Below are 23,955 nucleotides of genomic sequence, written 5' to 3'. Positions count from 1 at the left end.
CTCGCGGAGTAACTTGTGATGCTGATAATCTGTTGACTAGCAGTCTGACTCCACAAGCACCCACACGAATTGCTTGATTCAGTTGTTAAAGAGCGGTGGGTTGAGCCTTTCGTCTCAACCGAGGCGCGCATTCTACAGCGCCCCGTGTATCTGTCAAGCGGTTATTTTCAGAAATTTTCAAAGTTTCGCTTCGGAAACCTCAACAACTTCAACCACTTGCGCTTTCGATCTCTCGTTAGCGGGAGGCGAATTCTACAGCGTTACTCGCTGCTGTCAACACCTCTTTTTTACCGCTTTCGACCGAGAAGATCGAACCGTCAAACCGGGCCAAACCACCTGCCCTGCCGACTTCTTCCGGACTTCGATGAACTGAAGCCCTGCGCTGCCAGAAAACATCTAACTCATTGAAACTCAAAGAGTTTTCCGTTTCGACTGCGCCGGAAGTGGGGCGAATTATAGAGACTCAGAATCTGCCGTCAACCCTTAATTACGCTTTTGTTGCAGAAGATACTCTCTTGCCCACCAAACGCGGAATCCGGCGCGTAATCGAGGGAATCCTCAGCACCATCAGGACACCTCCGATGAAGGCATAGATTGCCCATTCCTTCAGATCCGCCCGCACGATCCACAGCATATGCAACAACCCAAGTCCGAGAATGAGGTAAACCAGGCGATGCAGCTTCTTCCAACGCACACCCAGGCGTCGCTGGCTATAACGGTTGGACGTGACGGCCAGGACCAACAAACCGAGAAACCCAAGCACCCCGACGATGATGTATGGCCGCTTGCTCAATTCGACGCCCAACTGCGACCAATCGAATCCCAAGATGAAGGCCAAGTAGCTACTCAAGTGCAACACCACATAAGTGAAGCACCAGAGTCCGAGCTGGCGCCTGACCGCGATCCACCCCGCCCACCCCGTCAACCTCTGCAAAGGGGTCATGCTCAAGGTGATGAGGAGCAGGATCAGCGTACCCAATCCCAACCGGTCCACCAGTACTTTGCCGGGATCGGGGCCCAACGCATTCATCAACGCCTCGTAGAGCCAGAGCAACGGCCAGATCGCCGCCGCGACGAAGACGCCAACCCGCCACATTGGAAAACGCATCAGTAGTCCTTCCTCAGGTCCATCCCTGCATATAAAGAAGCAACTTCATCCTGATAGCCGTTGAACATCAATGTATCGCGCACATTGGGACTGAACAGTCCGCTCGGCAGACGACGCTCATGCGCCTGGGTCCAGCGCGGGTGATCGACCGTCGGGTTGACGTTGGCATAGAAGCCGTACTCGTCCGACGCAATGCTTTGCCAGGTCGTCTTGGGTTGTTCGCTGACCAGACTGATACGCACAATGGATTTCACACTTTTAAAGCCATACTTCCATGGCACCACCAACCGCAGTGGTGCGCCGTTCTGGTTCGGCAACTCCCGCCCATACATGCCAACCGCGAGGATGGCCAGTGGATTCATCGCCTCATCCAGTCGCAAGCCCTCTACATAAGGCCAGTCGATCAAGGCGAAGCCCGAGCGCTGGCCGGGCATGGTCTTCGGATCCTGCAACGTTTCAAAACGGATGAACTTGGCCTTGGAGGTCGGTTCAACCTGCTTGAGCAGCGCAGAGACAGGGAAGCCGATCCACGGAATGACCATCGACCAGGCCTCCACGCAGCGCAGTCGATAGATCCGCTCCTCCAACTGATAGGGCTTCATGAAGTCTTCCAGAGCATAGCGCCCTGGCTTGCCCACCTCTCCATCCACCACCACGCTCCAGGGCTCGGTTTTCAAAGACCCGGCATTGGCCGCTGGATCGCCTTTGTCGGTTCCGAACTCATAGAAGTTGTTGTAATGGGTCGCATCCTTGAACGGCGTGATCGGTTCATTCTTGGCCGTCACCGCGCCCCATTGGGTTGAGGGTAGTTTCTCGGCAAACCAGGACGGCGCCTTGCCCGGCTCCACGTCGGGATAGCGCGCCGCATCGGCAGCGCTCGCCCAGCGCGGCAAGCTGCTCACGGCAAGGCCAGCCATGGTTGCTCCCAGCATCTGACGACGGGATAAATAGAGGGATTCGGGGGTGACGTCCGATTCACGACAGTCGGACGATCTGGAGATCTTGATCAACATGACAACTCCGCAGTATTGGAGGGCAGATGCACCAATAGACTGCGGAGTATGGGGGAAATTACATCACTCGGCGCTTTTGTGACGACGCAGGCGCAACAGGTACTGAACCGGGCCGGACGCAGCGTAAGCAAGGAATACCAGCAGCAGGATACGCGGCGGATCGCTGAAGACCACTGCGAACACCAGCACCACCGCCAGGATTGCCACGAACGGCACACGCCCCTTCAGATCCAGCTCCTTGAAGCTGTTGTACTTGATATTGCTGACCATCAGCATACCGGCCGCCGCCACCAGCAGCGCCACCAGGAAGGACATCTTCGAACCCTGGATGCCATAGTCGCTGAACGCCCAGACCACACCCGCCACGACACCTGCCGCAGCCGGACTCGCCAGGCCGATGAAATAGCGTTTGTCAGCCTTGCCGACCTGGGTGTTGAAACGCGCCAGACGCAACGCGGCGCCCGCCACATAAATGAAGGCGACCATCCAGCCCACCTTACCCATGTCTCCCAGCGCCCAACCGAACGCCAGCAAGGCTGGAGCCACGCCGAAAGCGACCATGTCCGACAGGGAATCGTACTCGGCACCAAATGCGCTCTGGGTATTGGTCATACGAGCCACCCGCCCGTCCAGGCCATCGAGCACCATGGCGACAAAGATCGCGATGGCGGCGAAAGCAAAATAGCGGCTCGCCCCCGCGCTATCGCCGGCGCTCAGGGCGGCCTGGGCGCTCATGGAACTGATGATGGAATAGAAACCGGCAAACAGATTGGCGGTGGTGAACAGGTTCGGCAGCAGATAGATGCCACGATGCCGGACCTTACGGCCTTCAGCGTCATGACCTTCTTCGACGTGTTCATCGATGGGCAGCATGCTTTCGGCGTCAGGAGCCTGGTTTGGCTCGTCGGGACGTTCGCTCATGGACAGTACCTTGCAACGGTGTGAAAAAATTCGACAGGCGTCTGGGACGACGGTTCGGCCGCAAACGATGCAGCTTTATACCAGAAGCCATCGTCCAAACGAAAAAACGCGGCCGAGGCCGCGTTTTTCGATCAAGTCCGCGACTCAGTTCTTGGCTTTGTCGACGATCTTGTTGGCGCTGATCCAAGGCATCATCGAGCGCAGTTGCTCGCCGATGATCTCGATGCCGTGGGCAGCGTTGTTGCGACGCTTGGCGGTCATCGAAGGATAGCCGGTGGCGCCTTCGCTGATGAACATCTTGGCGTATTCGCCATCCTGAATACGTTTCAGGGCGTTGCGCATGGCCTGACGAGACTCGGCGTTGATCACTTCCGGACCGGTCACGTACTCGCCGTATTCGGCGTTGTTGGAGATCGAGTAGTTCATGTTGGCGATGCCGCCTTCGTACATGAGGTCAACGATCAACTTCAGTTCGTGCAGGCACTCGAAGTAGGCCATTTCCGGCGCGTAGCCAGCTTCGACCAGGGTTTCGAAACCGGCTTTCACCAGCTCGACGGTACCGCCGCACAGAACGGCCTGCTCGCCGAACAGGTCGGTTTCAGTTTCGTCCTTGAAGGTGGTTTCGATGATGCCGGTACGACCGCCGCCAACACCGGCGGCGTAGGACAGGGCTACGTTCTTGGCGTTGCCCGATGCGTCCTGGTAGATCGCGATCAGGTCAGGGATACCGCCGCCCTTGACGAATTCGGAACGCACGGTGTGGCCCGGAGCCTTCGGCGCGATCATGATCACGTCGAGGTCAGCGCGCGGCACGACCTGGTTGTAATGGATCGAGAAACCATGGGAGAAGGCCAGGGTAGCGCCCTTCTTGATGTTCGGCTCGATTTCATCGCGGTACAGCGCGCCCTGGAACTCGTCCGGGGTCAGGATCATGACCAGGTCGGCGGCGGCAACGGCGGAAGCCACGTCAGCCACTTTCAGGCCATGGGCTTCTGCCTTGGCAACGGTGGCCGAGCCCTTGCGCAGGCCAACAGTCACGTCAACGCCGGAGTCCTTCAGGTTGCACGCCTGGGCGTGACCCTGGGAACCGTAGCCGATGATGGCGACTTTCTTGCCCTGGATGATCGACAGGTCGCAATCTTTATCGTAGAAAACTTTCATGAATTTCCCCTATATCCGGCCATTCAGGCCATTCGCTAATTTGATTTAGATGCTCAGTACTTTGTCGCCACGGGCAATCCCGGTGACGCCACTGCGTACGGTTTCCAGAATCGAGGCAGTGCCGATCGATTGGATGAAGCTGTCGAGCTTGTCGCTGGTACCGGTCAACTGAACGGTATAGACGCTGGCGCTGACATCGACGATCTGCCCACGATAAATATCGGTAGTGCGTTTGATCTCGGCGCGCTGGGCACCGGTGGCCTTGACCTTGACCAGCATCAGTTCGCGCTCGATGTGAGCACTTTCCGACAGGTCCACGAGCTTGACCACCTCGATCAGCTTGTTTAGGTTCTTGGTGATCTGCTCGATGATTTCATCGTGGCCTACGGTGGTCAGCGTCAGACGCGACAGGGTCGGGTCCTCGGTTGGCGCCACCGTCAGGCTTTCGATGTTGTAGTTGCGCTGCGAGAACAGGCCCACTACGCGAGACAGAGCACCCGGTTCGTTTTCCAGAAGCAGGGAAATAATATGCCGCATGATTAGGTACGCTCCGTCTTGCTCAGCCACATATCGCGCATGGAACCGTCTTTGATCTGCATCGGGTAGACGTGTTCGCTGGTGTCGACCGCAATATCGATGAGCACCAGGCGATCCTTCATGGCGAACGCCTCCTCCATCTTCGACTTCAGGTCCTTCGATTCGGTGATGCGCACACCGACGTGACCATAGGCCTCGGCCAACTTGACGAAATCAGGCAACGATTCCATGTAGGAGTGCGAGTGACGGCTGCCGTAGCTCATGTCCTGCCATTGGCGGACCATACCCAGCACACCGTTGTTCAGGATCACGATCTTCACCGGCAAACCGTATTGCAGGCAGGTGGACAGTTCCTGGATGTTCATCTGGATGCTGCCCTCACCGGTAACGCAGGCGACGTCGACATCCGGGAAGCTCAACTTGATACCCATGGCCGCCGGGAAACCGAAGCCCATGGTGCCCAGGCCACCGGAGTTGATCCAGCGGTTGGGCTTGTTGAACTTGTAGTATTGCGCGGCGAACATCTGGTGCTGGCCCACGTCGGAGGTCACGAAGGCATCGCCTTTGGTCACTTCGCAGAGGGTTTCGATCACGGTCTGCGGCTTGATCACGCTGCCGTCGCCCTTGTCGTAGGGAAACAGGCCACGATCGCCACGCCACTCATCGACCTGCTTCCACCAATTGGCCACGGCCTCCTTGTTCGGGGTCTCGCCGATTTCCTTGAGGATCGCGACCATTTCGGTCAGGACGCTCTCCACGGGACCGACAATCGGCACGTCTGCCTTGATGGTCTTGGAAATGGACGCAGGATCGATGTCGATGTGGATGATCTTGGCGTTCGGGCAGAACTTCGCCGCACCGTTGATGACCCGGTCATCGAAACGTGCGCCGACGGCCAGGATCACATCGGCATGGTGCATCGCCAGGTTGGCGGTGTAGCTGCCGTGCATGCCGAGCATACCGATGAACTGACGGTCGGTGCCCGGGAAGGCGCCCAGGCCCATCAGCGTATTGGTGACCGGTAGGTTGAGCATCTTCGCCAATTCGGTCAGCGGCGCGGAGCCACCTCCGAGGATCACGCCACCACCCGAATACAGCACGGGACGCTTGGCCGCCAGGAGCATTTCGGCTGCCTTGCGGATCTGCCCGGAGTGACCGCGTACGGCCGGGCTGTACGAGCGCAGCTTGGCTTTCTTCGGGAAAATGTATTCGAATTTCTCGGCCGGATTGGTCATGTCTTTCGGGACATCGACCACCACCGGGCCCGGACGACCGGACTCGGCCAGGTAGAAGGCTTTCTTCATGACTTCCGGGATTTCCGACGGATGCTTGATCATGAAGCTGTGCTTCACGATCGGTCGGGAGATACCGATCATGTCGGTTTCCTGGAACGCATCGGTGCCGACCATGGTGCTGGGCACCTGGCCGGAGATGATCACCATCGGGATGGAGTCCATGTAGGCCGTGGCGATGCCGGTGATGGCGTTCGTGGCGCCAGGACCGGAAGTCACCAACACCACGCCGGCCTTGCCGGTGGCGCGGGCGTAGCCGTCAGCCATGTGGGTTGCCGCCTGCTCGTGACGAACCAGGATGTGGGTCACTTCCGGTTCTTTGAACAGGGCATCATAGACATGAAGAAGAGCACCACCCGGGTACCCGTAGATATATTTGACGCCTTCGTCACGCAAGAAGCGGACGAGCATCTCACCGCCAGATAAAAGCTCCACGTTGTTCACCTCTAAAACGCCAGAATACCGCCCCTCAAAAGGGGACGGGTCTTAATAGGTTTACTTCTCGGCAGAGCATGAGCGACGGTGGTCGCCGACTACGTCAGCACTGACTGAGCAAGTATTGGGATCGTCCCAAGTGTTGCGGGCCTTTCCCACCCAGCGCGAGGTAACGCGTTGCGGGTGTAACAGGTCGACGCGGATATGCGCCTCATGATCTGCCGAGTGGGCCTGCTTCTGGCAGTCCCTCTACAGCGGACTTTGGATTCTTCTGTTTCGCCCTCTGCAAGTCAAGTCGTCTATGTGGTTTATTCGAAGTAAGCGCATGAGAACGCAAGAAAAAACCTTTAAACGACAACTGTGTTAGCTTCAATTGCGCAATCCATGACAAGGAAACAGCATGCGAATGTTCCTACTGACGGCCAGCCTGCTGGTTGGCCTGAGCCCGATATGCATGGCCGGTCAGATCTACAAATGGGTAGACGCCCAAGGGGTGACCCATTTCAGCGCCCAGCCGCCCGAAGGCACAGGGGCCGCGACCGTTATCCAATCCTCACCGCCTGTCGGCAAACCGCCCGCGCGCGCGCCCGCCGGCATCATTGGCGACCAAAAGGCCATTGACGAACAGGTCAAGCAGCAAGTGGCTGACCAGGAAGCCCAGCTCAAGGTGTTCTGCGAGCAGGCCCGGACGAACCTCGCGCAATTGAAGAACAACCCGCGGGTTCGTGAAGACGTGGAAGGGGAAATGCGCCGCCTTACTGACGAGGAACGACGCCAGCGAATCGACGAGACGAGCAAACAGATCGAGGAGCACTGCCAGTGACGGCAGTCAGCTAGCGTCGCTGATCAACCGGTCGAACTGCGACAGCAGTCGCTGCAACTCGATGCCCTGCCCCGGTCGCTGGGCATAGACCATTTCCGCCATGGCAAGGATGCCCGAGGCGTTGGGCAGCGGCAGGTCATTTTCCAGGATGGCTTTCATCCGCGGCAGGAAAATCCACTGCAGCCATTGCTCGAAGTCCAGGGTGTCGACCGCAAACGGCTCGACACTGGCCAGCGCTTCGACCGAAGGCGAAACGCTGCTCCACCAGCCCTGGACCCGCAACTCCCGCTCGATCAGCAGCAGCTGATCGGCGATCTGGGGAAAACGCGTATCCATCAGAGCGAAACCTTGGCCTTCTGACGGGCCAGCGCCGCGCCGGCCGAATCACCTTGTTTCTCACGCGCCTGGGCTATCAGCTCCCACAGGCTGGCCTGAAGGGCCGGACGACCGCTGGTGAACGTCAGGCCACGACGGGCCAGTTGCTCGGCTTGCGGCGCGTCGCCCTGGGCCATGCGCACCTGGGCCAGGCGATAAAGAACCTGGGGTTCACGCGGGGCTACGCGCTGGGCGCGCTCCAGACTGGAGGAGGCACCATTGAGGTCGCCGCCAGCCTGTTGCTGTTGGGCGGTGGTCAGCAGCGCTAGCACCGGGCCATCCAGTTGCTCATCGGCGGACAGGCCACCGGAGCTGGCCGAAGGAATGCTGCCGGGCGACGTCGGCATGCTGTAGCTGCCCTGATTGATCGGCGCGGTCTCGATAGGACCCGGCGTGATGGGGCCGGGCGTGATCGGCGTGGTACTGATCGGTGCCGAGGTCGTGGCACCGCCACCGGGCACCATCACGACCACACCGGTGTCGCCTTGCGGAATCGCCTGGACCTGGCCTTGCACCGGCCGTTTCACCGTCGTTTGACGGAAACCGCCGTTGGCCGACACCCGCTCACTATTGGAGACAGCAGTGCCGGAGTCGACAACCGGAATCGAACCGCGCTGTACGGTCGAGCAACCACTGAGCAAAGCCACGGCAGTTACCGCTGGAATCAACCACTTGTTCACGTGAAACCCTCTTTGCTTAATTCATCCAGTCCTTGACCCAATCCATCACCGACTCGGCTGGATTCTGTCCGCCGCAGGCGGCACCGGGTGGTGGTTCGCTACCGCGAATATACGGCATCTGCACCGCACCCGGGCAATTGGCATCGGAGCCTTGGCCAGTGCGCGAATCGACCCAGGCCTGAACGACGTTGTCCGGCTGCGGCATGTCCAGCGGCAACGGGTCGGCCTTGCGCATGAAGCTGGTCCAGACCTGCAACGCACCGGTGGCGCCGGTGAACGGCGTCTTGCCATTGTCATCACGACCGAGCCAGACCACAGCCAGCAGGTCCTGGCTGAAACCGGCGAACCAGCTGTCACGGGAATCGTTACTGGTACCGGTCTTGCCCGCCAGCGTCAGGGTCCGGGGCAGCACGTTATAGACCGAGCTACCGGTACCCTCACGCATAACTCGTTGCATGGCGCTCTGGATCAGGTAGATGGAACCCGGATCGAAACGTTGCTGGATCTGGAACGGATAACGCTTGAGTGGCTCGCCGTCGGCGGTGAGCACGCTGCGGATCCCGCGCATCGGTGTATTGAAGCCGCCGTTGGCCAGGGTCTGGTACATCGCCGCGACTTCGATCGGTGTGAGACCACCGGCCCCCAGCAGCATTGACGGGAACGCCGGCAACTCGCGGCTGACGCCCAGGCGCGCCAGCGTCTTGAGCACGTTCGGCACACCGACTTCCAGCCCCAGGCGAGCCGTGGACAAGTTGTAGGAATGCGCCAGCCCCTGATACAGGAAAACCGTACCGTGGGAACGCCGGTCATAGTTCTGCGGCTTCCACACCTGGCCATCCGCGCCCTTGACCGAGAACACCTCGTCCGACAGCCAACTGGTCAGCGTGTACTGGCTTGGTTTTTCCAGGGCGGTAAGGTAAACCGCCGGCTTGATCAGCGAGCCGATCGGGCGCACGGCATCCAGGGCCCGGTTGAAACCGGCAAAACTGGCCTGGCGACTGCCGATCATGGCCTGGACTTCACCGGTTTCCGGGTTGGTCACCACCATGGCGGCCTCCACGTCCTCGGCGCCCTTGCGCGCGCCCAGGCGCTTGAAGGTGTCCTCGACCGACGCTTCGGCTTTCATCTGCAGGATCGGGTCGAAACTGGTGAAAATCCGCAGGCCTTCTTCGGTCAAGTCTTCGTCGCGATAGTCTTCACGCAGTTGCCGCTTGACCAGGTCGAGGAAACCGGGGAACGAGCTGTCCGCCAGGCTGCCGCGCTTGGTCACGCCCAATGGCATCTTCTTCGCCGCTTCGACCTGCTCGGCCGTCGCCACGCCTTGTTGTTGCAGCAAGTCGAGCACCAGATTGCGACGCTCGAGGGCCCGCTCCGGATTACGCCGCGGATTGTAGGAAGACGGCCCCTTGACCATGCCTACCAGCAGCGCCACCTGATGCAGCTTGAGCTCGGACAATGGCTGGCTGAAAAAGAACTGGCTGGCGAGGCCGAAACCGTGCACCGCCCGCTGGCCGTCCTGGCCAATGAAGACCTCGTTGAGGTACGCCTCGAGAATCTCCTGCTTGTCGTAATGCAACTCCAGCAACAGCGCCATCATGGCTTCGGTGAGCTTGCGGGTGAGGCTGCGCTCGTTGGTCAGGTAGAAGTTCTTGACCAGCTGTTGGGTCAGGGTGCTACCGCCCTGGCGCATATGCCCCGAGGAGGTGTTGACCCAGACGGCCCGGGCAATCGACTTGGGCGAGACGCCGAAGTGATGATAGAAATCCCGGTCTTCAACGGCGACCAGCGTATCGATCAGGAACGGCGGAACCTGGTCGATCTTGATCAGGATCCGGTCTTCGAGGTTCTTAGGATACAGGCCGCCGATAAGCAACGGCTCGAGGCGTACCACCGACAGACTGGCATTGTTGGCCCCCGTCAGCGCAGCCACGTAATCGCCGGAAAACCGCACGCGCACCGCTTGCGCCTGTTCCATGCCTTCATAGAACTGGAAGCCACGGGTATTGAGATCGACAGTGTTGCCATTGACGGAAGCTTCGCCCGGACCGTTGGCCACGCTTTCACGGCGATAGCCCAGGGCATCGAGCTCAGTGAGGAAGTCGTCTTTGCTCAGCTTCTGTCCGACGAACAGTTCCAGCGGCCGCGCGTAGACCTTGGCCGGGATTGTCCAGCGCTTGCCGGAGAATTTTTCCTGGACCACCGCGTCGAGATAGACGGCAAAGCCGGCAAGCACGACGAGGCCTACCAGGCCGAGTTTAAGGGCCCAGCCCAACCAGGGCCGCAGGCGGCTGGCGGGTGGTTTCTTGGGGGTACGAGGGGATCGGGTACGAGTCATGGCGGCGGATTATACGCACTTTGCGAGGGTTCAACATGAGCCCGATAAGCTGCGTGATGTACAGGCCATCCGGTTTGCGTTAACTCAGCTTGCCGCCATAATGACGGCCTTGAATTTTCCAGACTCTGAAGGATCGCCTGTGAGCCAGTCACTGATCGCTGCCCTGCAAAACCCGGCCCTCTACCCACACCCCGTCGAAGGGTTCCAGGTTATCGAAACCCACATTTCCTGGGTCTTGCTCACCGGTCCTTATGCCTACAAGTTCAAGAAACCGGTCAATTTCGGCTTCCTCGACTTCACTGACCTGAACGCTCGCAAGCACTTCTGTGGCGAAGAGCTGCGCCTGAACCAGCGCTTGACCCGGGACCTGTACCTGGAAGTGCTGCCGATCACCGGCAGCGCCGAAGCGCCACAGCTGAACGGTGACGGGCCGGCGATCGAATACGCCCTGAAGATGCGTCAGTTCCCGCAAAGCCAACTGCTCAGCACGTTGCAAGCCAACGGCGAATTGACCACCGCCCACGTCGACGAAATGGCTGAACAGATCGCCCGGTTCCACCTCTCCACGCCCAAGGTCCCCGCCGAAAACCCGGCCGGCACTCCAGATAGCGTAATGGCACCGGTGCGGCAGAACTTCGAACAGATCCGCCCGTTCCTCAGCGACAAGGCTGACCTGGCGCAGCTCGAAGCCTTGCAAGCCTGGGCTGAAAGCAGTTTCGAACGCCTCAAGCCACTATTCATCCAGCGCAAGGCCGAAGGCTTCATCCGCGAATGCCACGGCGACATTCACCTGGGAAATGCCACCGTGATCGATGGCAACGTGGTGATTTTCGACTGCATCGAGTTCAACGAACCGTTCCGTTTCACCGACGTCTACGCCGACACCGGCTTCCTCGCGATGGACCTCGAGGACCGTGGTCTCAAGTCCCTGGCGCGCCGTTTCGTCAGCCAGTACCTGGAATTGACCGGCGACTACCAGGGACTGGAACTGCTGAACTTCTACAAAGCCTACCGGGCCCTGGTTCGGGCCAAGATCGCACTGTTCAGCATGCCGGCCGAAGCCGACCCGGTGCAACGCGCCACCACCCTGCGCCAATACCGTAACTACGCCAACCTGGCTGAAAGCTACAGCACCATTCCATCGCCGTTCCTGGCCATTACCCATGGTGTTTCGGCGGTGGGCAAAAGCCACGTCGCGATGCGCCTGGTGGAAGCGCTGGGGGCCATTCGCCTGCGTTCGGACGTGGAGCGCAAGCGCCTGTTCGGTGAGCAACAGGTGCCGAACGATCCCCAGGCCGGCATCTATAGCAGCGATGCCAGCAGCACCACATATGCCCGCCTGCATGAAATCGCCGATGGGATCCTGCGCGCCGGGTTCCCGGTGGTCATCGATGCGACTTACCTCAAGCGCGATCAGCGTGAAGCCGCAGCGAAAATCGCCGAATCAACGGGCACGCCGTTCCTGATCCTCGATTGCAATGCACCGCAAGCGGTCGTCGAAAGCAGGCTCGCGCAGCGTCAGGCCGATCAGAAAGACCCTTCCGACGCGACGCTGGCCGTCATCGCCGCACAGCAGGCCAATCGCGAAGCCCTGACGCCGGAAGAAATTCTCTGCAGCAAACCGGTCCAGACCAATGAAAGCGGCACGCTCGACAACGTGGTCGCGCAGATCCGCCAGCGCCTGCCAGGCCTGTAGGCAACTATTTCGACCGTGAAGCGACACCCGGCTTCACGGCCGCCAAGTAGTGGCACTATACTGGCGCCATAAAACCAACAGGTGACCCGACATGAACCGCCCGAAGATCCTCAACACTCCGCTGTACGCCTTGCTGCGCAAAGATGACATCGCAGGCTTCAACAAGGAACGCCCCCAAGGCCCGGTCGATCTTTGCGGTGGTGACTTCCGCGGGCTCGACCTGCGCGAACTGAACGTGGACGACGTCGACTTCACGGACGCTTACTTCCGTTCCGCCGATCTGCGTGGCGTCGATTTCCGCAAGTCGAAGCTGGAAGGCGCGAGCCTGGCCCATGCGCAAATTTCCGGCGCCTATTTCCCTCCCGAGCTGTCGGCTGACGAAATTCTGATGTCGATGAACTTCGGCACCCGGTTGCGCTACCGCACCCGCTGATTCACCAGACACAGGCAAGCCCACACGACCTCCAGCGCCCCTGCCCGCGCTGGATGGGCATGCGGTGCCACGGCTGCCTTCATCGTGCGTTATGCCTTAGAAGTTTTTGCGACAATCCTGCCAAAGAATCACGCTTTTCCTACTGAGCGCTACACTCCTGAGAAACTTGCCCACTGAACAGTCGGCCGTCGCAAGGAGGCTCGATGAATGATGAACTGCAGCACCTGAAAAATCTGGGCAAGACGTCGGCCCAATGGCTACACGCCGTGGGGATCCACAGCGCCTCGGATCTGCGTCGACTCGGAGCGGTCGATGCCTATCGTGCTGTGCGCACCCGTGGTTTTCGAGCCTCCAAGGTGCTTCTGTATGCGATTGAAGGCGCGCTGATGGACATGCACTGGAACGACATCCCGGCCGAGCGCAAGGAAGCGTTGAACAAGCAGTTGGACGCCATTTCCGCACGCCACAAGGCCTGATGCTATTCGCCACGGTCATGCCCACAGCAGTTATTTGGACTGATTGGAAAACAACGTTTGACATGGTAATGAGAATCGCTATGATTACCACATCCGGTCGCGAGACTGGTCGATATTTGAAAAGCCCTTGGTTCGGACTCTCAGATATCTCCTCATCAGGCTAATCACGGTTATTTGACCCGGCTTTTGCCGGGTCTTTTTTTGTCCGCGAAATGCCTAAGGCTGTCCGCGCATTTGCGCGCAATAGTCCACGGGCGGCGTGGCCGGTGTGTACCAGACGTAATCCGCCATCGCCGAGGTGACCTCGCTGCCTTCCTCGGCCAGCATCAGAACCACCGGCGCCTCTGCGGTCCCGAGGTCCAACGTATGCAGCGGCACGCCGACATCCTTGCGTCCGTGCCAAGCGCCTGCAAACAAAAGTGCGGGGGTTGGCGCAGTCAATAATCGCTCGGCCATGCGCCGATCCCGCTGTTGCTGGACGGCCACCATTGCCGGCAACTGCGATTCCGGTAGCAAGCCGCAGTGGGAGTCGCGAATCTGCCCCAGCAATTCGTTCTTTACCGCCGCCCTATTGGAGCGAACACCGCTCAAGTCTGGCGCTCGCCGGTAGAAGCGCTGAATCTCGACAGCGTCCAGATTGGCGGACAACAACGGGTAATGTTGCGCCAAGGCGTATTCGACGACAGGCCCATACAGTCTCCAATCCCAACCCGCTGACCAATCCAGCGCGCCGGGCAGGTTTTCCGGCATGGCCGGTAACTGGCGAACCCCATCGACCCGTGACTGCTGGCCGGGCGTAAGCATTTCCAGCAGCAGGCTGCCTTGCGCCCGCTGCTCGGCCAGGGCCTGGAGCAGCCATAATTCCAGCGCGTGGTGATCCGGATTGTCATGCTGCTCACCCACGATGACCCGAGGTGCCTTCGCCAGCCGTTCGATCAGCGCCCCGGGCGCAACGGCCTCCCCGTTGTGCAGGTCACGGACCCGCCCGTTGATGGGTGGCGGTGCGATGCTCTGGCAAGCGACCAGGGCACTCAAGACCAGAATCAGAATCAGGCGCATCGGGCGGCGTTCTCGATAAAGGTATTCACGAATGGGCATGGAGTCGTCAGGCCGAGTACTCTCGACCCGACATTTGATGAATACTTTGTCCGGACCGTCAACTGTGGAATCCCCCACGGGGAGGCATTCAACATCAGCATCGAGACACACATGAAATTTCTGTGCAGCAACGCCGAACTGGCCGACAACGACAGTCGCGGTTTCGACATCGAGGGGCACAAGGTGCTGGCGGTACGGCGTGCCGGTAAGGTCCATGTGTATCTCAACCGCTGTCCGCACCGCGGCGTACCGCTGGAGTGGCAACCCGACCAATTTCTCGACACCAGCGCCAGCCTGATCCAGTGCGCCACCCACGGCGCGCTGTTTCTGATCGAAAGCGGTGAATGCGTGGCCGGTCCTTGTGCCGGTCAATTCCTGGTGGCGCTAGACAGCCGGGAGGACGCGCATGGCATCTGGGTCAAGCTGTAACGGCTCAAGGAGCACCGGCAACGCACGATCCACCCACATCTGTTCGGGCGTCAGCGTGACCCCATAAGCCAGTACCTGCACCCCCGCCGCTGCCGCTTCGCGCAAGGCTGCCGCGTACCCCGGGTCGATTTCCACGGCCGGACGCACTGCGTCGATGCCGCTCAGATTCACGCAATACAGCTGCACCGCACGCACACCTTCGCGTGCCAGGCAAGCCAGTTCCCTCAGGTGTTTGGCACCGCGCTGGGTCACGGCGTCGGGAAATGCAGCGACGTTCGTGCCATCGAAACCCAGCGTAACGCTCTTGACTTCGACCCAGGCCGAGCCGTGCTCGTAATCCAGGCGAAAGTCGATACGACTGTTCTCCACGCCGTAGGCCACTTCCCGCTTCAACCCGATGAAGCCATTGAGCTCGCTGATCACCCCAGCCCGCAACGCCTCCTCGATCAGGCCGTTGGCCCGCGCGGTATTGATGCAGGCCAGCCGCCCCTGCGGGGTTTCGCCAACTTCCCAGGTCCCGGGCAGCTTGCGCTTGGGATCGCTGGAACGACTGAACCAGACCCGTGCGCCTTCGGCCATGCAATTGAGCATCGAACCGGTATTGGGACAGTGGATGGTCAGCTGTTCACCATCGAGGGTTTCGATATCGGCAAGGAAACGCTTGTAGCGCCGGATCAGTCGGCCCTCTTCCAGCGCAGGAGAAAAGCGCATCAGCCTTGCCAGCTCCGCAGTCCGCGCGCTATTCGCTCCACCGCTTCCTGTAGCCGCGGCAGGCTCTGGGTATAGGCGAAGCGCACATGGTGTCCGGCCTGGTGGCGGCCGAAGTCCAGCCCGGGGGTGAACGCCACGTGTTCGGTTTCCAGGAAGTGCTGGCAAAAAGCAAAGGCATCGCCACCGAATGCACGGATATCGGCATAGAGGTAGAACGCGCCCTCCGGCTCGACCGCAATGCCGAAACCCAGCTCGCGCAAGGCCGGCAGCAGAAAATCGCGACGTAGCGCGAATTCGGCCCGACGCTGCTCGAAAATCTCGATGGTCGCCGGCTCGAAACAGGCCAGGGCCGCGTACTGGGCCATGCTCGGCGCACTGATGTAGAGGTTCTGCGCAAGTTTTTCCAACTCGCTGACGGCGGCCGAAGGCGCCACCAGCCAGCCCAGTCGCCAACCGGTCATGCCGAAATACTTGGAAAAACTATTCAGGACGAAGGCATCGTCGTCGACTTCCAGCACGCTGGCGGCCTCGGTGCCATAGGTCAGGCCGTGATAGATCTCATCCACCACCAGATGGCCATTGCGGGCCTTGATCGCTTTCGACAGGCCAGCCAGCTCGTCCCGGGAGAGCAGCGTCCCGGTCGGGTTGGCCGGCGACGCCACCAGTGCACCGACGCTGTCCTGGTCCCAATGCCGGTTCACCAGCTCGGGGGTCAACTGGTAACGCACCTCCGGCCCCACCGGCACCAGTTGCGCCGCGCCCTCCACCAAGCGCAGGAAGTGACGGTTGCAGGGGTAGCCTGGGTCAGCCAGCAACCAGTGTTTACCTGGATCTACCAGCAACGCGCTGGCCAGCAGCAATGCACCGGACCCGCCCGGCGTAATAAGGATACGTCGAGGATCGATGCTCACGCCGTAACGTTGCCCATAGAAGCCAGCGATGGCCTCACGCAGCTCGGGGATGCCGCGAGCCGCGGTGTAACGGGTCTTGCCCGCCGCGAGCGCGGCCTGGCCGGCCTGGATGATCGGCTCGGCCGTGGTGAAATCCGGCTCGCCGATCTCCAGATGGATGACGTCGTGTCCGGCGGCCTGCAGTTCATTGGCACGGGCCAGCAACGCCATCACGTGGAAAGGTTCGATGGCGCGACTGCGCGCACTGTAGGGCTGAGCCATTAGCCTTCCTTCGCATGAAAAAGAACCGATTCTACCCAACTCTCTGCCCAAGTCAGAAACAACTGCGGGAACGAGCGCAAGCCTGAAGGGGTCATAGCCCCCGGATCGCAGGAAATGACTCCGGCGATTGGCCCAGGCTTGACTAGAATCAAGCATTGAGCAGGATGACCTCTTCACCGGACCGAACCCGGCCATGCTTTGCGAAGCCCCGCCCGCCGCAGGCTCGACAACCGGGAGTGGCGCGGCCCGATTCGATCTGGTAAGTTCGCCCGCTTGCAGCCGCAGGGCCGGCAGGTGTCGGTGATGGAGCAATCCTGCGTAGTGGATTACAAGAGTAGAGGCGGTCCATTCATGCCCACCCAAGCAAAGCAAAATCAAAATCAGTCGCTCAGCGGGTTTGAGCCTTATGTCCCCAAAGAGGGCGAAGAGTACATGGGCGCCCCCATGCGCGCGCACTTCACCAAGATCCTGAACAAGTGGAAACAGGACTTGATGCAGGAAGTCGACCGCACCGTGGACCACATGAAAGACGAAGCGGCCAACTTCCCCGACCCGGCCGACCGTGCCAGTCAGGAAGAAGAATTCAGCCTGGAACTGCGTGCACGTGACCGTGAGCGCAAGCTGATCAAGAAAATCGACAAGACGTTGCAACTGATCGAAGACGAAGAGTATGGCTGGTGTGAGTCCTGCGGCATCGAGATCGGCATCCGCCGCCTGGAAGCCCGCCCTACTGCCGACTTGTGCATCGACTGCAAGACCCTGGCGGAAATCAAGGAAAAACAGGTCGGCAAGTAATTTGCCTGAGCTGTTACCGAAAACGGAGCGTTCATACGCTCCGTTTTTTGTTTGCATAAGCTCATTTAGCCCATGAACCCCTTGTGGGCGCGAGCCTGCTCGCTCCCTCCACTATTATTTCCCTATGACTGCCACCTCCTCTTACATCGGCCGCTTCGCCCCCACCCCCAGCGGCCATCTGCATTTCGGCTCGCTGGTCGCTGCCCTGGCGTCGTACCTGGATGCCCGGGCCGTCGGTGGGCGCTGGCTGCTGCGCATGGAAGACCTCGATCCACCCCGGGAAGAACCTGGCGCGCAAATGGCGATCCTCAAGGCCTTGGAAAGCTACGGTTTCGAATGGGACGGCGAGATGGTCCGCCAGAGCGAGCGCCATGCGGCCTACGATCAGGTCATCAACCGCCTGTTCAGCCAAGGCCTGGCTTATGCCTGCACCTGTTCACGCAAGCAACTGGAGGCGTACCAGGGTATTTATCCGGGGTTGTGCCGCAACGCCGGGCACGGTACCAAAGACGCCGCCATTCGTCTGCGCGTCCCCGAGCTCGAATATCACTTCATCGACCGGGTACAAGGCGAGTTCCGCCAGCATCTGGGCCGCGAGGCCGGCGATTTCGTCATCCGTCGCCGCGATGGGCTTTATGCCTATCAACTGGCCGTGGTGCTGGATGACGCCTGGCAAGGGGTGACCGATATCGTGCGCGGCGCCGACCTGCTGGACTCCACGCCGCGCCAACTCTATCTGCAAGAGCTGCTCGGATTGCCACAACCGCGTTACCTGCATGTACCGTTGATCACCCAACCGGACGGACACAAGCTGGGCAAATCCTACCGTTCGCCGCCGTTGGCGGCCGACCAGGCCACGCCGTTGCTGTGCAGGGCCCTGCGGGCGCTGGGCCAGGAGCCGGGTGTCGAACTGGTCGATGCCACCCCTCGGGAGCTGCTGGCCTGGGGCGTTCGCCACTGGGATGCGGCAAGGATCCCGCGCACAATGACCCTGCCCGAGGCGCAAATACGTTGACGGCCCTTGCAGCTTGGCGCCCATCCGTTACCATCGCCGCACGTTTTCGGGCACGCGCGTAAAAAGAGAGGCCGGGATGTACATCTATCGCTTGGTCCTGCTCCTGGTAGTGGGGATTTATCTGTTCTCCCCGGCCATCATGGATTGGTGGATCGATGCCACGGGTGCCTGGTATCGGCCGTATCTGCTCTGGCTGATCCTGATTGTCGTGACCTTCATCCTGCAGAGCCAAAAAGATGCCGATGAGCTTTAGCCTGACCCAGATGATCCTGATCAGCGCCGCCTACCTGGCAGTGCTGTTCGGCGTGGCCTGGATCAGCGAACGGGGCATGATTCCCCGGGCGATCATCCGCCACCCGCTGACCTACACCCTGTCGCTGGGCGTCTATGCCAGTGCGTGGGCGTTCTACGGCACGGTCGGGCTGGCCTACCAGTATGGCTATGGCTTCCTGTCCAGTTACCTGGGTGTGTCGGGGGCCTTCCTGCTGGCCCCGGTGTTGCTCTACCCGATCCTGAAAATCACCCGCACCTACCAGCTGTCATCCCTGGCCGACCTGTTCGCCTTTCGTTTCCGCAGCACGTGGGCCGGCGCCCTGACCACGATCTTCATGCTGGTCGGGGTGTTACCGCTCCTGGCCCTGCAAATGCAGGCCGTGGCCGACTCCATCAGCATCCTGACCCACGAGCCGGTGCAGCACCGGGTGGCCCTGAGTTTCTGCGTCCTGATCATCCTGTTCACGATTTTCTTCGGTTCCCGGCACATCGCCACCCGGGAAAAACACGAAGGCCTGGTGTTCGCCATCGCCTTCGAGTCGGTGATCAAGCTGATCGCCATCGGTGGCGTCGGCCTCTATGCACTCTATGGCGTATTCAACGGCCCGCAACAGCTTGAACTATGGCTGCTGCAGAACCAGACCGCCCTCGCAGCCCTGCACACACCATTGCAGGAAGGCCCGTGGCGTACGCTGCTGCTGGTGTTCTTCGCTTCGGCGATCGTGATGCCACACATGTACCACATGACTTTTACCGAGAACCTCAACCCGCGCTCGCTGGTGAGCGCGAGCTGGGGCCTGCCGCTGTTTCTGCTGCTGATGAGCCTGGCCGTGCCGCTGATCCTGTGGGCCGGGTTGAAGCTGGGGGCAAGTACCAATCCGGAATACTTCACCCTCGGCATCGGTATCGCCGCCAACAACCAGGCCTTGGCGCTGCTGGCCTATATCGGTGGCCTGTCGGCGGCCAGCGGCCTGATCATCGTCACCACTCTGGCGCTGTCGGGCATGGCCCTCAACCACCTGGTGCTGCCGCTCTACCAGCCACCGGCCGAAGGCAACATCTACCGCTGGCTGAAATGGACCCGGCGGGCACTGATCGTCGCAATCATCATGGCCGGCTACGGTTTCTACCTGATGCTGGGCGACGGGCAGGACCTGGCCAACCTGGGTATCGTCGCCTTCGTCGCCACTTTGCAGTTCCTGCCCGGCGTGCTGTCGGTGCTGTACTGGCCGACCGCCAACCGCCGTGGCTTCATCGCCGGCCTGCTGGCGGGTATCCTGGTCTGGCTGGTTGCGATGCTGCTGCCACTGTTGGGCAACCTGCAGGGCTTCTATATCCCGTTGCTGAACATGATCTATGTGCTCGACGACACCAGTTGGCACATGGCCGCCATCGCCTCCCTGGCGGCGAACGTGCTGATGTTTACCCTGATATCGCTGTTCACCAATGCCAGCAGCGAAGAAGCCAGCGCCGCCGAAGCCTGTGCCGTAGACAATGTTCGCCGCCCGCAACGCCGTGAATTGCACGCGGCCTCGCCCCAGGAGTTCGCTACGCAACTGGCCAAGCCCCTGGGTGCGAAGGCCGCGCAAAAGGAAGTCGAACAGGCCCTGCGGGACCTTTACCTGCCTTTCGATGAGCGCCGCCCCTATGCCTTGCGTCGCCTGCGGGACCGGATCGAAGCCAACCTGTCCGGGCTGATGGGCCCCAGCGTGGCCCAGGACATGGTCGAGACATTCCTGCCCTACAAGGCCGGCGGCGAAAACTACGTCACCGAGGACATCCATTTCATTGAAAGCCGCCTCGAGGATTACCACTCGCGCCTCACCGGCCTGGCTGCCGAGCTGGATGCCCTGCGCCGCTATCACCGCCAGACCCTGCAGGAACTGCCAATGGGCGTGTGTTCCCTGGCCAAGGACCAGGAAATCCTGATGTGGAACAAGGCCATGGAAGAACTGACCGGAATCGCCGCCCAGCGCGTGGTCGGTTCACGCCTGAGCACCCTGGGCGAGCCATGGAAAGGCTTGTTGCAAGGCTTCATCGACCTGCCGGACGAGCATTTGCACAAGCAGCACCTGGCCCTCGATGGCCAGACCCGCTGGCTGAACCTGCACAAGGCAGCTATCGACGAGCCGCTCGCACCGGGCAACAGCGGCCTGGTGCTGCTGGTGGAAGACCTGACCGACACCCAGATGCTCGAAGACAAGCTGGTCCACTCCGAGCGCCTGGCAAGCATCGGCCGGCTGGCAGCCGGGGTGGCCCACGAGATCGGCAACCCGATCACCGGTATCGCCTGCCTGGCGCAGAACCTTCGCGAAGAGCGCGAGGAGGATGGCGAACTGACGGAGATCAGCAGCCAGATTCTCGAGCAGACCCGACGCGTGTCGCGTATCGTGCAGTCACTGATGAGCTTCGCCCATGCCGGCGGGCACCAGCATAACGACGAGCCCGTCTGCCTGGCCGAAGTGGCCCAGGATGCCATTGGTCTGCTGGCCCTTAACCGGCGCAATTTCGAAGTGCAATTCTTCAACCTGTGCGATCCGGACCATTGGGTCGACGGAGATCCCCAGCGGCTCGCCCAGGTGCTGATCAACCTGCTCTCAAATGCCCGCGACGCCTCACCGGCCGGCAGCGCCGTGCGGGTCAAGAGCGAAGCCAGCGAACACACGATCGATCTGATCGTCGAAGACGAAGGCAGCGGTATTCCACAGAACATCATGGATCGGTTGTTCGAACCCTTCTTCACCACCAAGGATCCTGGCGAAGGCACCGGACTGGGCCTTGCACTGGTCTATTCCATCGTTGAAGAGCATTATGGACAAATCACCATCGACAGCCCGGCCGATGTACAAGGCCAACGCGGCACCCGTATACGGGTGACCTTGCCGCGTCATGTCGAAGCGACGTCCGCTGTGAACTGAGACCGTCGAGAGAATCGAATCAATGCCGCACATTTTGATCGTCGAAGACGAAACAATTATCCGCTCCGCCTTGCGCCGCCTGCTGGAACGCAACCAGTACCAGGTCAGCGAAGCCGGTTCCGTGCAGGAAGCACAAGAGCGATTCAGCATCCCAACATTTGACCTCATCGTGAGCGACTTGCGCCTGCCCGGCGCGCCCGGTACCGAGCTGATCAAGCTCGGCCAGGGCACGCCGGTGCTGATCATGACCAGCTACGCCAGCCTGCGCTCGGCGGTCGACTCCATGAAAATGGGCGCCGTGGACTACATTGCCAAGCCGTTCGACCACGACGAGATGCTCCAGGCCGTGGCCCGTATCCTGCGTGACCGACAGACGGCGACCGGTAATCCGGCAGAGCCGACGAACGGTAAAGCTACCGCTACGAAAGGCGCTGCCGGCAACAATAACGGCGAAATCGGCATCATCGGCTCCTGTCCTCCCATGCAGGATCTGTACGTCAAGATCCGCAAGGTGGCGCCAACCGACTCCAACGTGCTGATCCAGGGCGAATCCGGGACCGGCAAGGAACTGGTAGCCCGAGCCCTGCACAACCTGTCCCGTCGGGCCAAGGCGCCGATGATCTCGGTGAACTGCGCGGCAATTCCGGAAAGCCTGATCGAATCCGAGCTGTTCGGTCACGAGAAAGGCGCCTTCACCGGGGCCAGCGCCGGGCGCGCCGGGCTGGTAGAAGCCGCGGACGGTGGCACGCTGTTCCTCGACGAAATCGGCGAACTGCCGCTGGAGGCCCAGGCACGGCTGCTGCGGGTTCTTCAGGAAGGCGAAATCCGTCGGGTCGGGTCGGTGCAGTCGCAGAAAGTCGACGTACGTCTGATCGCCGCGACCCACCGCGACCTCAAGAGCCTGGCGAAAATCGGCCAGTTCCGTGAAGACCTGTATTACCGTCTGCACGTCACTGCACTGAAACTGCCTGCCCTGCGCGAACGGGGTGCGGACGTCAACGAAATCGCCAATGCCTTCCTCGCCCGCCAGAGCGCGCGGGTCAACCGCACCGACCTGAAGTTTGCCCCCGACGCAGAACAGGCCATTCGTCATTACGCCTGGCCGGGTAACGTCCGGGAGTTGGAAAACGCAGTGGAGCGGGCGGTGATCCTGTGCGAGAGCCCGGAAATCTCCGCCGACCTGCTGGGAATCGACGTCGAGCTCAGTGATCTGGACGATGAAGAATTCATCGGCCTGGCCCCTCAACAAGGGGGCGCCGCCAACAACACCAGCCACGAGCCTACCGAGGATCTGTCCCTGGAAGACTACTTCCAGCATTTCGTCCTGGAACACCAGGACCACATGACCGAGACCGAACTGGCACGCAAGCTGGGGGTGAGCCGCAAGTGCCTGTGGGAACGTCGCCAGCGCCTGGGGATTCCGCGTCGCAAGACCGGGGTAGCCAGCGAAAGCTGAGATCAAGGTGGGAGCGAGCCTGCTCGCGATGACGGTGCATCAGCTTGCATTCAGGCGACTGGCACACCGCAATCGCGAGCAGGCTCGCTCCCACAGGGGTACAAGGTCGTAACGCAATAAATGTGAAAAAACTGTTACCCCAGCTTTTTCACGTAACAGAAGCCGGGGTTTACGGTAACGAAATCCCGGCTTTTTTTCGCTTCAAGAAAAACGGCATAACCTTAGAACCCCCGATTTTTCTGGGTCTCGCAAAAGTTGGCACGCACCCTGCTATAGCTTTGGTACAAGAACAATAACAAGCAATGCACAAGACAATAAAAATAAGACGAATCGACTCACGCACAATAAAAACAAGACGGCGAGAGGCGCAGCTAACTGATTCTTTTGGAGAGGCGTTGTATTTGGGGCTTGCCCCACAACCAGGCCGAGAACAATAAAAACTGTCTCAAGACAGATGCCTGAACTGGTTGGATCGATCGATCACTGCAACACAGCGACCAAAGCAATCCGTTTGCTCTTGGCTCCCGATTGGGAGGGTCACGCAGGGAAAACCTCGTGGCGCGGGCACTCAACAAAAACAAGAAGCCCGAAACCAATAATAAAAACAGAGCACGCAACTAATTCTGGGGGAGCTTCGGCTCCCCTTGTGGTTTCTGTCGTTCCCATTTCCAACAGCCTACAAGGCTCGTCGCTTTAAGCTTGCAGCGCAAATCTGCTGCGTCCTACACGATCCCCTGACTAAATGCTAGAATCCCCGCCCATCATGCGGTCATTCTTCGTTTTGGCCGAACATTCCTTCAAAC

At 60.4% G+C, this 23,955-nt stretch carries 23 protein-coding genes; 10 read left to right on the top strand and 13 right to left on the bottom strand.

Annotated features, from left to right (window positions below):
• Nucleotides 1-235: 235 nt before the first annotated feature.
• The 7 genes from FBY02_RS28155 to FBY02_RS20360 all read right to left on the bottom strand — a co-directional run bounded on the left by FBY02_RS28155 (nucleotide 236) and on the right by FBY02_RS20360 (nucleotide 6,467).
• A complete protein-coding gene (locus FBY02_RS28155) occupies nucleotides 236-415 on the bottom strand; it encodes a hypothetical protein (RefSeq protein ID WP_178115774.1) in 180 nt (59 codons plus the stop codon).
• Between the two features lie 72 nt (nucleotides 416-487).
• Nucleotides 488-1,108, bottom strand: a complete 621-nt coding sequence (msrQ, locus tag FBY02_RS20385) for a protein-methionine-sulfoxide reductase heme-binding subunit MsrQ (RefSeq protein WP_144929987.1) — start codon at nucleotides 1,106-1,108, stop codon at nucleotides 488-490.
• Nucleotides 1,108-2,121, bottom strand: a complete 1,014-nt coding sequence (gene msrP / locus FBY02_RS20380; protein ID WP_144929986.1) for a protein-methionine-sulfoxide reductase catalytic subunit MsrP — start codon at nucleotides 2,119-2,121, stop codon at nucleotides 1,108-1,110. The genes msrQ and msrP overlap by 1 nt, the downstream gene beginning before the upstream one ends.
• Before the next feature lie 63 nt (nucleotides 2,122-2,184).
• Nucleotides 2,185-3,042, bottom strand: coding sequence for a CDP-diacylglycerol--serine O-phosphatidyltransferase (gene pssA / locus FBY02_RS20375; RefSeq protein WP_041020669.1), 858 nt, complete (start codon nucleotides 3,040-3,042; stop codon nucleotides 2,185-2,187).
• 144 nt (nucleotides 3,043-3,186) lie between these two features.
• On the bottom strand, nucleotides 3,187-4,203 hold the full coding sequence (gene ilvC / locus FBY02_RS20370) for a ketol-acid reductoisomerase (protein WP_024779611.1): 1,017 nt from the start codon (nucleotides 4,201-4,203) through the stop codon (nucleotides 3,187-3,189).
• A 45-nt stretch (nucleotides 4,204-4,248) separates the two neighbouring features.
• On the bottom strand, nucleotides 4,249-4,740 hold the full coding sequence (gene ilvN, locus FBY02_RS20365; protein WP_003205610.1) for an acetolactate synthase small subunit: 492 nt from the start codon (nucleotides 4,738-4,740) through the stop codon (nucleotides 4,249-4,251).
• A gap of 2 nt (nucleotides 4,741-4,742) precedes the next feature.
• Nucleotides 4,743-6,467: an acetolactate synthase 3 large subunit gene (locus FBY02_RS20360; protein WP_144929985.1), complete on the bottom strand. Its 1,725-nt coding sequence runs from the start codon at nucleotides 6,465-6,467 to the stop codon at nucleotides 4,743-4,745.
• 400 nt (nucleotides 6,468-6,867) lie between these two features.
• Here FBY02_RS20360 and FBY02_RS20355 point away from each other — a divergent pair, with 400 nt between their 5' ends.
• Entirely contained in the window at nucleotides 6,868-7,290 is a 423-nt protein-coding gene (locus FBY02_RS20355) for a DUF4124 domain-containing protein (protein ID WP_178115385.1), read from the top strand.
• A 6-nt stretch (nucleotides 7,291-7,296) separates the two neighbouring features.
• Here FBY02_RS20355 and FBY02_RS20350 read toward each other — a convergent pair whose 3' ends face one another.
• From FBY02_RS20350 to mrcB, 3 genes are read right to left on the bottom strand one after another with little or no spacing between them, the layout of a single operon-like run.
• Complete coding sequence (locus tag FBY02_RS20350) at nucleotides 7,297-7,626, bottom strand: YqcC family protein (protein ID WP_144929984.1); 330 nt, start codon at nucleotides 7,624-7,626, stop codon at nucleotides 7,297-7,299.
• Nucleotides 7,626-8,345 carry a M48 family metallopeptidase gene (locus tag FBY02_RS20345; protein ID WP_144929983.1) on the bottom strand — a complete coding sequence of 240 codons (720 nt, stop codon included), beginning with the start codon at nucleotides 8,343-8,345 and terminating at the stop codon, nucleotides 7,626-7,628. Before FBY02_RS20345 ends, FBY02_RS20350 begins: the two co-directional genes overlap by 1 nt.
• A 16-nt stretch (nucleotides 8,346-8,361) precedes the next feature.
• The gene (mrcB, locus tag FBY02_RS20340; RefSeq protein WP_041020673.1) at nucleotides 8,362-10,680 is read right to left on the bottom strand and encodes a penicillin-binding protein 1B; all 2,319 of its coding nucleotides are present in this window, start codon (nucleotides 10,678-10,680) and stop codon (nucleotides 8,362-8,364) included.
• Between the two features lie 139 nt (nucleotides 10,681-10,819).
• Between mrcB and FBY02_RS20335 the strand changes: the two genes are divergently transcribed.
• The 3 genes from FBY02_RS20335 to FBY02_RS20325 all read left to right on the top strand — a co-directional run bounded on the left by FBY02_RS20335 (nucleotide 10,820) and on the right by FBY02_RS20325 (nucleotide 13,285).
• On the top strand, nucleotides 10,820-12,376 hold the full coding sequence (locus FBY02_RS20335; protein ID WP_144929982.1) for a bifunctional aminoglycoside phosphotransferase/ATP-binding protein: 1,557 nt from the start codon (nucleotides 10,820-10,822) through the stop codon (nucleotides 12,374-12,376).
• Between the two features lie 91 nt (nucleotides 12,377-12,467).
• Nucleotides 12,468-12,809 (top strand): pentapeptide repeat-containing protein, encoded by a 342-nt coding sequence (locus tag FBY02_RS20330; RefSeq protein WP_047698266.1) that lies wholly within the window; start codon nucleotides 12,468-12,470, stop codon nucleotides 12,807-12,809.
• Nucleotides 12,810-13,012: 203 nt separating this feature from the next.
• Nucleotides 13,013-13,285, top strand: coding sequence for a TfoX/Sxy family protein (locus FBY02_RS20325; RefSeq protein WP_039593847.1), 273 nt, complete (start codon nucleotides 13,013-13,015; stop codon nucleotides 13,283-13,285).
• A 216-nt stretch (nucleotides 13,286-13,501) separates the two neighbouring features.
• On the opposite strand, the gene FBY02_RS20320 is transcribed toward FBY02_RS20325, so the two are convergent.
• Nucleotides 13,502-14,344 carry a ChaN family lipoprotein gene (locus FBY02_RS20320; protein ID WP_144929990.1) on the bottom strand — a complete coding sequence of 281 codons (843 nt, stop codon included), beginning with the start codon at nucleotides 14,342-14,344 and terminating at the stop codon, nucleotides 13,502-13,504.
• Between the two features lie 150 nt (nucleotides 14,345-14,494).
• On the opposite strand from FBY02_RS20320, the gene FBY02_RS20315 reads away from it, so the two are divergent.
• A complete protein-coding gene (locus FBY02_RS20315; protein WP_144929981.1) occupies nucleotides 14,495-14,812 on the top strand; it encodes a Rieske (2Fe-2S) protein in 318 nt (105 codons plus the stop codon).
• On the opposite strand, the gene sfsA is transcribed toward FBY02_RS20315, so the two are convergent.
• The gene (sfsA, locus tag FBY02_RS20310) at nucleotides 14,768-15,523 is read right to left on the bottom strand and encodes a DNA/RNA nuclease SfsA (protein WP_144929980.1); all 756 of its coding nucleotides are present in this window, start codon (nucleotides 15,521-15,523) and stop codon (nucleotides 14,768-14,770) included. The two genes, FBY02_RS20315 and sfsA, sit on opposite strands and share 45 nt — an antisense overlap.
• Nucleotides 15,523-16,695, bottom strand: coding sequence for a pyridoxal phosphate-dependent aminotransferase (locus FBY02_RS20305; protein ID WP_144929979.1), 1,173 nt, complete (start codon nucleotides 16,693-16,695; stop codon nucleotides 15,523-15,525). The genes sfsA and FBY02_RS20305 overlap by 1 nt, the downstream gene beginning before the upstream one ends.
• A 351-nt stretch (nucleotides 16,696-17,046) precedes the next feature.
• Between FBY02_RS20305 and dksA the strand changes: the two genes are divergently transcribed.
• The 5 genes from dksA to FBY02_RS20280 all read left to right on the top strand — a co-directional run bounded on the left by dksA (nucleotide 17,047) and on the right by FBY02_RS20280 (nucleotide 23,152).
• A complete protein-coding gene (dksA, locus tag FBY02_RS20300) occupies nucleotides 17,047-17,490 on the top strand; it encodes an RNA polymerase-binding protein DksA (protein ID WP_047698275.1) in 444 nt (147 codons plus the stop codon).
• Nucleotides 17,491-17,614: 124 nt separating this feature from the next.
• The gene (gene gluQRS, locus FBY02_RS20295) at nucleotides 17,615-18,505 is read left to right on the top strand and encodes a tRNA glutamyl-Q(34) synthetase GluQRS (RefSeq protein WP_144929978.1); all 891 of its coding nucleotides are present in this window, start codon (nucleotides 17,615-17,617) and stop codon (nucleotides 18,503-18,505) included.
• Between the two features lie 76 nt (nucleotides 18,506-18,581).
• Complete coding sequence (locus FBY02_RS20290; RefSeq protein ID WP_003176118.1) at nucleotides 18,582-18,758, top strand: hypothetical protein; 177 nt, start codon at nucleotides 18,582-18,584, stop codon at nucleotides 18,756-18,758.
• Complete coding sequence (locus FBY02_RS20285; RefSeq protein WP_177329297.1) at nucleotides 18,742-21,696, top strand: sensor histidine kinase; 2,955 nt, start codon at nucleotides 18,742-18,744, stop codon at nucleotides 21,694-21,696. The genes FBY02_RS20290 and FBY02_RS20285 overlap by 17 nt, the downstream gene beginning before the upstream one ends.
• Nucleotides 21,697-21,718: 22 nt before the next feature.
• Nucleotides 21,719-23,152, top strand: coding sequence for a sigma-54 dependent transcriptional regulator (locus FBY02_RS20280; RefSeq protein WP_144929977.1), 1,434 nt, complete (start codon nucleotides 21,719-21,721; stop codon nucleotides 23,150-23,152).
• Nucleotides 23,153-23,955 lie beyond the last annotated feature (803 nt).

This window comes from Pseudomonas sp. SJZ078 (assembly GCF_007828255.1).
GTDB lineage: Bacteria > Pseudomonadota > Gammaproteobacteria > Pseudomonadales > Pseudomonadaceae > Aquipseudomonas.
Note: the sequence above shows the minus strand (reverse complement) of the source record. Positions and strands in the feature narration are given on the sequence as shown.